The organism is Roseibium sp. M-1, from assembly GCF_054515675.1.
In genome coordinates, this window is sequence record NZ_CM137257.1 from 4,916,377 (window position 1) to 4,926,785 (window position 10,409).

Here is a 10,409-nt window from a genome sequence, read left to right on the forward strand (position 1 = left end):
GTTCAAACCCTCTCAAAGGTGCTGGAACCGCCCAGGAATTCAGCGCATAGTGACCTCAGTATTTGAAAAGAATTACGGGAGATATTCATGCCAATCGCAGGATTTGACATTTTCCTGATCGGCCTCGTGGTGCTGGTCATTCTGGTCTTTTTCGCGGGCGTCAAGACTGTTCCGCAGGGCTACAATTATACGGTCGAACGGTTCGGCAAGTACCGCAAGACCCTGACGCCGGGCCTGAATTTCATTCTCCCCTTTGTCGACAAGATCGGCCACAAGCTGAACATGATGGAGCAGGTCCTGGACGTGCCGACCCAGGAAGTCATCACCCGTGACAACGCAACGGTGTCCGCGGACGGTGTGACCTTCTACCAGGTGCTGGATGCCGCCCGTGCCGCCTATGAAGTCCTCGGCTTGCAGAACGCCATCTTGAACCTGACCATGACCAATATCCGGTCTGTCATGGGGTCGATGGATCTCGACAATCTTCTGTCCAACCGCGACGAGATCAACGCCCAGATCCTCCGGGTTGTCGACGCGGCGGCGGAGCCCTGGGGCATCAAGATCACCCGTATCGAGATCAAGGACATCAATCCGCCGCGCGACCTGGTGGACGCCATGGCACGCCAGATGAAGGCAGAGCGCGAAAAGCGCGCCTATATCCTGGAAGCGGAAGGCAAGCGGCAGTCGGAAATCCTGAAGGCGGAAGGCCAGAAGCAGTCGCTTATTCTGGAGGCCGAAGGCCGGCGCGAATCCGCCTTCCGCGACGCGGAAGCACGTGAGCGCGAGGCCGAGGCAGAAGCCAAGGCGACCCAGCTCGTGAGTGCCGCGATTGCCGCCGGCGACGTCCAGGCCATCAACTATTTCGTCGCCAACAAATACATCGAAGCCTTCAAGGAACTGGCGAATTCCCGCAATCAGAAAACGCTGATCCTGCCGATGGAAGCCACTTCGATGCTCGGTGCCCTGAGCGGTATCGGAGAGATCGCCAAGGAAGCTTTCGGCGACGACAAGCGCAGCAATAGCCAGCCGTCCTCACGGATCCCCAATACGCGGACGAATGAGGGAGGCGATCTGTGAGCCTGATCGAGAGCACCGTTGCGGCCCTCGGACCCTGGAGCTGGTTTGTCCTGGGCCTCATTCTTCTGGGTCTGGAGATCCTGGCGCCGGGGACGATCTTTCTGTGGTTCGGACTTTCCGCTCTGGTCGTCGGCGTCATGTCGCTGGTCTTCGATTTCGCCTGGCAGGTTGATGTCGCCGTCTTCCTGGTGCTGTCGCTGGTCAGCCTGTTGATCGGCCGGCGGATGATGCTGCGCCTGGCATCGGAAAAGGGCGACCCGGGCCTGAACCAGCGTGGCAGCCGCTATATCGGCCGTGAGTTCACGCTCGCCGCGCCCTTGAACGAAGGCGCCGGGAACCTGTCCATTGACGATACGATCTGGCGCATCACCGGGCCGGATCTGCCGGCCGGAACCAAGGTTCGGGTCGATGCCATCGACGGTGCCCGGCTGGTGGTCTCCCGGGCCGGGTGAGTGCCGGCAAGCCGTCGTAGACCTGCCGGAGCACAGGGTTCCGGGAAAACAAGAAGGCCAGCAGCGACACTGCTGGCCTTTTGCATGTTGTCCGGAAGAGCCGGCGCCTTCGCTTGCCTCAGGGCTTATGGCCGAGGGGCAACGGCGGTTCTTCCGCCTTCAGGAGGATGCCGACGCGCCGGTTGGCGGCAAGATAGGGATCGTTCGGGAAAAGCGGCTCGGTATCGGCCTTGCCGACCACCGCAAAGAACTGGTTCTCCGGAACGCCGTATTCGGCAAGGATCTGACGGGCGGTGTTGGCGCGCTCGCTGGAAAGATCCCATCCCGTATAGCTCGGATCGATCGACTGGCGTCCCGCCGTGGTGTGGCCGGTGATCTCGATGCGGTTCGGCATCTGGGCCAGAACGGGTGCCATTTTGGCGATCAGACGGCGGGTCGTCTCATATGGATATTTCGAGCCCTCGCGGAACATCGAGCGGCCATCCTGGTCGACCAGCATGATGTTGAGCCCATCCTCGGTCTCTTCAAGGATGATGTTGCTGGAGATTTCCGTGATTTCCGGCATTTCCTGCCAGGCTTGCCGGAGAGAGGCGGCAGCTGTCGCGAACTGGCGGGGCTTTTCGATATCGGCTTCCAGGGTGTCATGCGTATTGGCCTCCGGTCCCTGCTTGCGCCGCTTCTCGTGGCGCTCCTGGGAAAAGTCGGAATCCAGTTCCTGATCGACCTGGCTGATGTCCTTCATGTAGTCGCGGATCGGAATCCCCTCGACCTCGATAATCCCGGTCTTGCGCGACGTGTCCTTGACGCCGAAGGCCTCGCGCATCGAACCGGCGACGACCTGCAGCTTTTCCTTGTCCTGAATGGAGAAGGAGATGATCAGAACGAAGAAACACACAAGCAGGGACATCAGGTCGGCGAATGTCACCAGCCATTCCGGAGCCCCACTGTTTTGTGGTTTTTTTCTCGCCATGTCCCGGTTCCGTAACCTGTCTTAAGCCGCGTCCGCCAATTCAGCCTTCAGCTTGTCCGGCAGATAGGCGATCAGCATTTCCTTGATCAAGGCCGGGCTCTTGGATTCGCGGATCTGGCAAACCCCGTCGATGATCAGGGTCTGGTTGAGATCGTCGACATCGAATTTCGCGTCCAGCTTGTCGCAAAGCGGCAGACACAGACAGTTGGAAATGAGTGCGCCGTAAAGCGTCGTCAGAAGGGCGACGGCCATCGACGGACCGATGGCGGCCGGATCGTCCATGTTGGCCAGCATCTGCACCAGGCCGACCAGCGTCCCGATCATGCCGAAGGCCGGTGCGGAATCGCCGAGAGCCTTGAAGACGCGTCTGCCTTCCGAGAGCCGGGACAGTTGCAGGTCGCGTTCGCGCTCCATCGATTCCTTGATGAATTCCAGCTCGTAGCCATCTGCAATGTACTGGACGCCCTTGGCGAGAACGGGATCGGAAACATCGACGTTCTCAAGGCCCAGGGGACCGGATTTGCGGACGATTTCGCCAAGGTTGGTGATTTCCGTGATCAGGTCGCGTGGGCTGGCGCTCTTGCCGGCAAGTGCGACTTTGGATCCGGTCACGAAGGCGGCGATGATGTCGGAAAGCTGAAAACGAATGAGCGTGGCTGCAAAGCCGCCGCCGAACACGATCAGGACCGACGGGACGTCGACGAACTGCGTGAAGCTGCCGCCCAGAAAAATAGCGGCCAGGACGATGCCGAAGGCGCCCACAATGCCGATTAATGTCGCCAGATCCATTCTGTACACACACCAGGGTTTGCGGCTTTCAAGCCGGGAAAACTTTGGGGCAGTGTAAGAGGGTTATGGCTAATCAAATCCTAATGGATGGCCATCAGGGTGCAGGAAAGAACATTTTTGGCATCGCGCAACGCCCTGCAATAGGGCAGGGCGCCGGATTTACAGCCGGGAAATGACTCAAGCAGCGCCGATGCGAAGCAAGTCGTGCAGGTGGACGATGCCGACCGGCCGGCCGTCCTCGATCACGAATACGGATGTAATCGAAAGACTGTTCACCAGTTCCAGGATCGTCGCGGAGAGCGTTTCCGGTGTGATGCTCTTGGGTGAACGGGTCATGATTTCGCCTGCGGTCTTCTCCAGCAGATTGGAGGATACGTGGCGGCGAAGGTCACCGTCGGTGATGATGCCGATCAGCTGACGCAATTCGTCGGTGACGCCAAGGACGCCGAAGCCGCGCTGGGTCATCAGGACGATGCCTTCGCTCATCGGTGTGTTGGCCGAAACGAGCGGCAAACGGTCACCCGAGTGCATGATGTCCTTTGCGGTCTTCAGGCTGGCACCAAGGCGGCCGCCGGGATGAAAGACACGGAAATCCTGAGCGGTGAACCCGCGCCCTTCCAGAAGCGCCACGGCAAGTGCGTCGCCGATTGCCAGCTGGATCAGGGCGGAAGTCGTCGGAGCCAATCCGTGCGGGCAGGCTTCGGTCACTGCCGGCAAAGCCATGACGACATCGGCGGCGCGGCCAAGGGTGCTGTCCTTGCGCGAGGTGATCGCGACGAGTTTGACCTTGAAGCGGCGGGTATAGGAGACGATGCCGGCCAGTTCCTGGGTCTCGCCGGACCAGGACAGGGCGATGACGACATCGTTCTCGGTGATCATGCCGAGATCGCCATGACTGGCTTCACTGGCATGAACGAAAAAGGCGGGTGTGCCGGTGGAGGCAAGGCTGGCGGCGATCTTGGTGCCGATGTGGCCGCTCTTGCCGATGCCGGTGACAATCACACGGCCCGGGCTCTTCTGAATGAGTTCGCATGTTTGCTGAAACGGAGCGGCCAAGCCATTTTTCAGTGCGGTCCGCACTGCGCTGAGGCCAGCGATTTCCGTTTCAAGGGTCCGTTCGGCGGAGACGAGACACTGGGTTGCCATATCATGGGTCTCATCGGAAACGGGGTCGCGCAACAGACTGGTCATACTTAATACTTTTTTGTGTTTGACCGCCTAGCTCTATGCCAGTCTCCGGTAAGGATCAAGAAGCCGTGATCTTTTAAATGCATTATATGGCTGGTCCTGCAGTCACTTTGTGTAACTTGTCATTTTGCAAAAAGAAACGAAGCATTAACCATCCTTCGTCAGTTTGGACCTGAACACGACGTCGACTGGTCCCGGACTCCATGCGCAGTTTCCTGCTCCCGATCCTCTGCTTTGCCTTGGTGCAGGCCGTTCCCGCGGCCGCGCAAACCACGCTGTCCGATCTGCGCGGTTCGGATGCGCCGCTCGGTGCAAGCGATTCGGAGACGGCCGTTGACGCCGCAGCCGCTCCGGCGGAACAAAATCCGGCACAATCAAATGTTTTTTCCTTGAGGCCATCGCTGAATTCCGCAACGGCCGAGACCGGGTCTTCGGGGCTGGGAACTGCCGGAAGGGTAACGCCGGTGCGTCCCTTCGCCGACAGAATTGCCGCCGTCGACAGGGCCGTGCCGCTCGGCGACAGCGCAATCGACGACAGTGTTTTCGCCGGCGACACCACCTTCGATGCTGCGGAAGGCATCCGGCTCGGTTCGTTCACGTTTACGCCCCAGCTCACGGCGACATCCGGCTACACGGACAACCGCTCCCAGTCGTCAAGCGGAAGCGCCGGTTCGTTCTACCGTCTTTCGCCGGACCTGTCGCTGACGTCCGACTGGTCCAGGCATGAGTTGGACCTTGCCTTCAGAGGATCCTACACCGGCTACCCGGGAGATACGGACGACAACGAAGGCGACGTCTTTGCGGCCGGCAATCTGCGGCTGGACATCAGCGAGGCAACCCAGGTCACCACCAGTGTCTCCTACACCTACAGCCAGGAAGATGACGGCAGTGCGGAATCTTCCGGCTCGACCGACACAAACCAGCTGCTTTCCGGCAACGTGAGCGCCACTCGGCGGGTCGGCATTCTTGCTGCAACCGCATCCGTCGGTGCGGATCACAACCTTTATTCCTCCGAAACGGTCTCGGAAAGCGGCCGTGACAACACGCTCTATTCCGCCAGCCTCAGGCTGGACGGCAATACGGGCAGCATCCTGTCACCGTTCGTCGAAGGCTCTTTGCTGCTCAGGCGTTATGACGATACCTGCAGTGATGCGCTTTGCGAGAAACGCAACGCCAACGGTTATCAGGTCAAGGGCGGCGTCACCATTGCCTCGGGACCGAAGGTCACCGGAGAGCTTGGTGCGGGCTGGCGGATCGAAAATATCGAGGACAGCCGCCTGGAGGATCTCTCTGGTCTTGTCGTCGATGCGTCCCTGGTCTGGTCGCCGAGCCGCCTGACCACGGTTACCGCCGGTCTCGGGACCAGCTTCGAAGCGACCGACATCGACAACGCCAGCGGTTCGATCATCTATTCCGGCGATCTTCGCCTGGCCCACGCCTTCTCCGACCGTCTGGTCGCCGAAACCGGTGTCGGCTACAGCTACCGCACCTATGAAGGCGTTTCCATCGAGGAGAGGACCCTGACCGGCTTCGGCGGGCTCACTTTCGCGCTGACGAAAAACATCGCCCTGACGACCGATTACACCCATCGGCGCTTTGACAGTTCCCAGGACGGCAGCGACTATACGGAAAACGCGGTTGAAGCCGGACTTCGTTTCCGGCATTAACGGTACGGTAACCAAATCAACACCATTCATGGGGCGGGGGTAGAAACACGGACACGGGCATCAAGGAGGCCCTGATGCGAAGCCTTGCGCAGCTGGCTGCGAATGTGAAGATGTTACCACCCTTTTCCGGACGCGTGAAAAATCTGGCCCGCTGCCTGCTGGCATCGGCAATTACGGCCGGCAGCCTCATGACGGCAACGCTGCCTGCGGCCGCAGACAACGGCTTCAACCGCTTTGTTTCCGGCTTCTGGCCCAAGGCGCAAGCGGCCGGAATTTCCGCGCAGACCTATAATTCCGTCTTCACCGGCATGCAGCCGGACGACGACACCCTGCGGCTGATGAGCAAGCAATCCGAATTCGTCAAACCGATCTGGGACTATCTGGACAGCGCCGTCTCGAATGACCGGGTCGAGAAGGGCCGGAAATTCCTGACGGAATACGCGACGGTCCTGGCCAATATCGAAGCCCGTTACGGTGTCGACCGCGAGGCGGTGCTGGCGATCTGGGGCATGGAAACCAACTACGGCGGCTTCATGGGCCGGCACAACGTTATCCAGGCACTGGCAACGCTTGCCTATGCAGCGCCGCGCCGGACGGAATTCTGGGAAAAGGAACTCATCACCGCGCTTGGCATCGTTCAGGCGGGTCACGTGCGTTTTCAGGATATGGAAGGGTCATGGGCGGGGGCCATGGGTCATACCCAGTTCATGCCCACCAGCTGGAAGGCCTATGCCGCCGATTATGATGGCGACGGGCGCCGTGACATCTGGACTTCCATTCCCGACGCTCTGGCGTCCACGGCTGCCTACCTGCAAAAGCACGGCTGGCAGACCGGCAAGACCTGGGGCTACGAGGTCACGCTGCCGCGGGGCTTCGACTTTCATATGGCCGACGGCGACAAGACGTTGACCCTTGGCGAATGGAGCCGGCAGGGCCTCAAGCGAACCAACGGCCGCGATTTCCCGCGTGCCTCGGACAATGCCATTCTAGTTCTGCCCGCAGGCGCGAGCGGTCCGGCCTTCCTGATGCTGAAGAATTTCTACGTCATCAAGCGCTACAACAATGCCACCGCCTACGCTCTTGCCGTCGGTCATCTCGCCGACCGGATCATCGGCGGCGGTCCTCTCGATGGCGACTGGTCGCGCGAACACCTGCCGCTCAACCGTTCGGAAACGGCCGAACTGCAGGCGCTCTTGAACCAGCGCGGGTTCACCGTCGGAACGGCGGACGGCAAGATCGGCCCGGCGACCCTGCGCGGCATCCGCGCCTATCAGAGTTCGCGCGGATTGATCCCGGACGGCTACGCGTCGGTGGTTTTGCTGGCCCGGCTGAAGCTCGACGGTTAAACTGGGGGCTGGGCCGGCGCATCCAGGCGCCCGACAGGAGCCGAGAGTGATTTTCCGAAACCGGCAAAAACAAGCCTTTAGAACGCCGCTTGCAATGCTGCCGCTTGCCGTTGTCTTCGCACTCGGGCTCGTGGCCGGCGGCATTGCGGCGCAGGCGCAGGATCTGCCGGCGAAGGAAATCATTGTCGCGCAGAACCCCTTCAAAGGCTTCAATCCTTTTGCGCCGCTGCAGCGCCTTTTCGGAGGCGGCGAGCGGCGCGACAAACCGCAGCAACAGACGCAAAAGCCGCGGGTTGCGCGGCCGACCGGTGCAGCTCCGAATTTCGAAATCCTGCCGAAAGACCCGAATGCCGGCCTGATCCTCGTGGTCGGCGACCGCATGGCCCGCGGCGTGTCGGACGGGCTCAAGTTCACGCTCGCGGAAAAGCCGCAGGTCAGGGTCGAGCCCATCACCGACGATAGAGCCGGCTTTACCGGCGAGAACCCGCCCGACTGGACGACGCAGGTTCTGGCCAAGATCCGCGGTGCCGATGTGAAGGCGGTCGTGGTCATGATCGGCCGGCAGGACCTTGGCAAGACCTTTCCCGGTGACCCGCCGAAGGAGTTCATGACCGCGGAATGGCTGGAGACCTACAGAGCCAAGGTTGAGGCACTGGTGCGGGTGGTGCGGCAGGAAAAGAAACCGCTTGTCTGGGTGGGGTTGCCGCCGACCAACGAGGAGCTGGTGAATGCGGATTTCACGCAGTTGAATTCGATCTTCCAGAGCGGTTCTGAAGACCGGCGCGTGCGCTATGTCGACATCTGGGACATTTTCCTGGCCGAAGACGGCAGCTATTCCTCCTTCGGGCCGGATGTGGACGGCAAGAACACGCGTCTGCGTACGAACGACCGCATCGATTTCACCTGGGCGGGCTATCGCAAGGTGGCGTTCTTCGTTGAAAGGGAACTGTCGCGGGTGCTGGGCGGTTATGGCGGCCTGGCCTTCGAGGGCGTCGACGACGATCCGAATTTCATCGTGCTGACGGGCCGCACGACGTCTCCGGAAGCGCTGCTGCTCGGCGGCGAGGAGGACGAGGCGATCAACCCGCTCAGCCGCACCTACCGCTTCTTCGTCAACGGCGAACCGCTGCCGCCGATCCCCGGGCGCGTCGACGATCCGCGTCAGCCCGAGGCCGAGGCGCAGCCTGTCGTTGTTTCCGTATCCGACATCGAGGAAACGGTCGCTCCACCCGGGCCTGAGCTGCGAGGTTCATTCCCTGAAATTACCCGGGTTCCGACCCAAAACCGGATCTCGGTAACCGTTCAGCCGTCAGCGGAGGACTTGAACTGACGGGTGTCTTGAACTGACGGGCCACAAAAAACGCCGGCGGATGCCGGCGTTTTCGTTTTTGTTTTCGTGAATTGGTCGATCTTACCGCGGCAGGTCGGTGGTTCCGGTCAGGAATTCATCGACCGAACGGGCGGCCTGGCGGCCCTCGCGGATGGCCCAGACCACCAGCGACTGGCCCTTGCGCACGTCGCCCGCGGCAAAGACCTTGTCCATGCTGGTTCTGTAATCTTCGGTGTTGGCCTTCACGTTGGTGCGGCCGTCCAGTTCCAGCTTGTCGCCGGCTTCGGCCACATAGGTGTCGAGCAGCGGGCCGGAGAAGCCGATGGCGGCCAGCACCAGGTCGGCGCGCAGGATGAATTCGGTGCCTTCGATCGGGCGGCGCTTTTCATCGACGCGGGCGCATTTGACGCCAATGACCTTGCCGTCCTCGCCAACGAGGCCGAGGGTGGCGGCGGAAAATTCGCGCTCGGCACCTTCAGCCTGGGAGGACGAGGTGCGAAATTTCGTCGGCCAGTAGGGCCAGACATGCAGCTTGTCTTCCTTCAGCGGCGGGATCGGCCGGATGTCGAGCTGGGTAACGGAGAGCGCCCCCTGGCGGAAAGCGGTGCCGACGCAGTCGGAGGCGGTGTCGCCGCCGCCGATGACAACGACATGTTTGCCGCCGGCCCAGATCGGCGCTTCATTGCCTTCCGGCTCACCGCCGACACGGCGGTTCTGCTGGACGAGGTACGGCATCGCCCAATGGCAGCCTTCCATTTCCATGCCGGTGACACCCGGATCCCGCGGTCGTTCAGCACCTGCGCACAGGATGACCGCGTCATGGCGCTCGGCGAGTTCTTCCAGGGAAACGGTAACGCCGACATTGACGCCGTAATGGAAGGTGACGCCTTCGGCTTCCATCTGCTTCACGCGCTTGTCGATATAGTGCTTTTCCATCTTGAAGTCGGGAATGCCGTAGCGCAGCAGGCCGCCGGCCTTGGGCTCGCGCTCATAGACGTGCACCGTGTGGCCGGCGCGAGCGAGCTGCTGGGCAGCCGCCATGCCTGCGGGGCCGGAACCGATGATGGCAACGGCCTTGCCGGTCTTGGTAGCAGACGGTTCCGGAACGATCCAGCCCTGTTCCCAGCCCTTGTCGGCAATCGCCTGCTCGACGCTCTTGATGTTGACCGGGATGTCTTCCAGGTTGAGCGTGCAGGCTTCCTCGCAAGGCGCCGGACAGATGCGGCCGGTGAATTCCGGGAAGTTGTTGGTGGAATGCAGGTTCTTCAGCGCGTAGTCCCAGTCGCCCTGATAGACGAGGTCGTTCCAGTCCGGGATCTGGTTGTTGACCGGGCAGCCGGTCGGACCGTGGCAGAACGGGATGCCGCAATCCATGCAGCGTGCCGCCTGGTTGGCGACTTCCTGGTCGTTCAGGGGAATGGTGAATTCGCGGAAATGGCGGATGCGGTCAGAAGCAGGCTGATACTTCTGTTCCTGACGATCGATTTCCATAAAACCGGTTACCTTGCCCAAGGTGACCTCCTCAAATCTCTGTGCGTCTTGTCCAGTCGGCTGCAATCGGCCGCTTTTGGCGGCCGAGAGCCGGTTCGT

Annotated in this window: 9 protein-coding genes; 5 read left to right on the forward strand and 4 right to left on the reverse strand. The window is 61.1% G+C overall.

What is annotated here, in order from left to right; translation table 11 throughout:
- Nucleotides 1-93 precede the first annotated feature (93 nt).
- Nucleotides 94-1,077 carry an SPFH domain-containing protein gene (locus ACX3M4_RS22355; RefSeq protein ID WP_459359490.1) on the forward strand — a complete coding sequence of 328 codons (984 nt, stop codon included), beginning with the start codon at nucleotides 94-96 and terminating at the stop codon, nucleotides 1,075-1,077.
- Nucleotides 1,074-1,529: an NfeD family protein gene (locus ACX3M4_RS22360; protein ID WP_459355176.1), complete on the forward strand. Its 456-nt coding sequence runs from the start codon at nucleotides 1,074-1,076 to the stop codon at nucleotides 1,527-1,529. The genes ACX3M4_RS22355 and ACX3M4_RS22360 overlap by 4 nt, the downstream gene beginning before the upstream one ends.
- A gap of 118 nt (nucleotides 1,530-1,647) precedes the next feature.
- Here the strand turns inward: ACX3M4_RS22360 and ACX3M4_RS22365 are convergent, their stop codons facing one another.
- The 3 genes from ACX3M4_RS22365 to ACX3M4_RS22375 all read right to left on the reverse strand — a co-directional run bounded on the left by ACX3M4_RS22365 (nucleotide 1,648) and on the right by ACX3M4_RS22375 (nucleotide 4,479).
- A complete protein-coding gene (locus tag ACX3M4_RS22365; RefSeq protein ID WP_459355177.1) occupies nucleotides 1,648-2,499 on the reverse strand; it encodes a flagellar motor protein MotB in 852 nt (283 codons plus the stop codon).
- Between the two features lie 21 nt (nucleotides 2,500-2,520).
- Nucleotides 2,521-3,288 (reverse strand): motility protein A, encoded by a 768-nt coding sequence (locus ACX3M4_RS22370; RefSeq protein WP_459355178.1) that lies wholly within the window; start codon nucleotides 3,286-3,288, stop codon nucleotides 2,521-2,523.
- A 177-nt stretch (nucleotides 3,289-3,465) separates the two neighbouring features.
- The gene (locus ACX3M4_RS22375; RefSeq protein WP_459355179.1) at nucleotides 3,466-4,479 is read right to left on the reverse strand and encodes a KpsF/GutQ family sugar-phosphate isomerase; all 1,014 of its coding nucleotides are present in this window, start codon (nucleotides 4,477-4,479) and stop codon (nucleotides 3,466-3,468) included.
- 200 nt (nucleotides 4,480-4,679) lie between these two features.
- Between ACX3M4_RS22375 and ACX3M4_RS22380 the strand changes: the two genes are divergently transcribed.
- The 3 genes from ACX3M4_RS22380 (at nucleotide 4,680) to ACX3M4_RS22390 (ending at nucleotide 8,819) form a co-directional block, all read left to right on the forward strand.
- Nucleotides 4,680-6,143, forward strand: a complete 1,464-nt coding sequence (locus tag ACX3M4_RS22380) for an outer membrane beta-barrel protein (RefSeq protein WP_459355180.1) — start codon at nucleotides 4,680-4,682, stop codon at nucleotides 6,141-6,143.
- Nucleotides 6,144-6,217: 74 nt separating this feature from the next.
- Nucleotides 6,218-7,489 carry a lytic murein transglycosylase gene (locus tag ACX3M4_RS22385; RefSeq protein ID WP_459355181.1) on the forward strand — a complete coding sequence of 424 codons (1,272 nt, stop codon included), beginning with the start codon at nucleotides 6,218-6,220 and terminating at the stop codon, nucleotides 7,487-7,489.
- Nucleotides 7,490-7,583: 94 nt separating this feature from the next.
- A complete protein-coding gene (locus tag ACX3M4_RS22390) occupies nucleotides 7,584-8,819 on the forward strand; it encodes an SGNH/GDSL hydrolase family protein (protein WP_459355182.1) in 1,236 nt (411 codons plus the stop codon).
- Between the two features lie 81 nt (nucleotides 8,820-8,900).
- Here ACX3M4_RS22390 and ACX3M4_RS22395 read toward each other — a convergent pair whose 3' ends face one another.
- Nucleotides 8,901-10,331, reverse strand: a complete 1,431-nt coding sequence (locus tag ACX3M4_RS22395; protein WP_459355183.1) for a glutamate synthase subunit beta — start codon at nucleotides 10,329-10,331, stop codon at nucleotides 8,901-8,903.
- Between the last annotated feature and the right edge of the window lie 78 nt (nucleotides 10,332-10,409).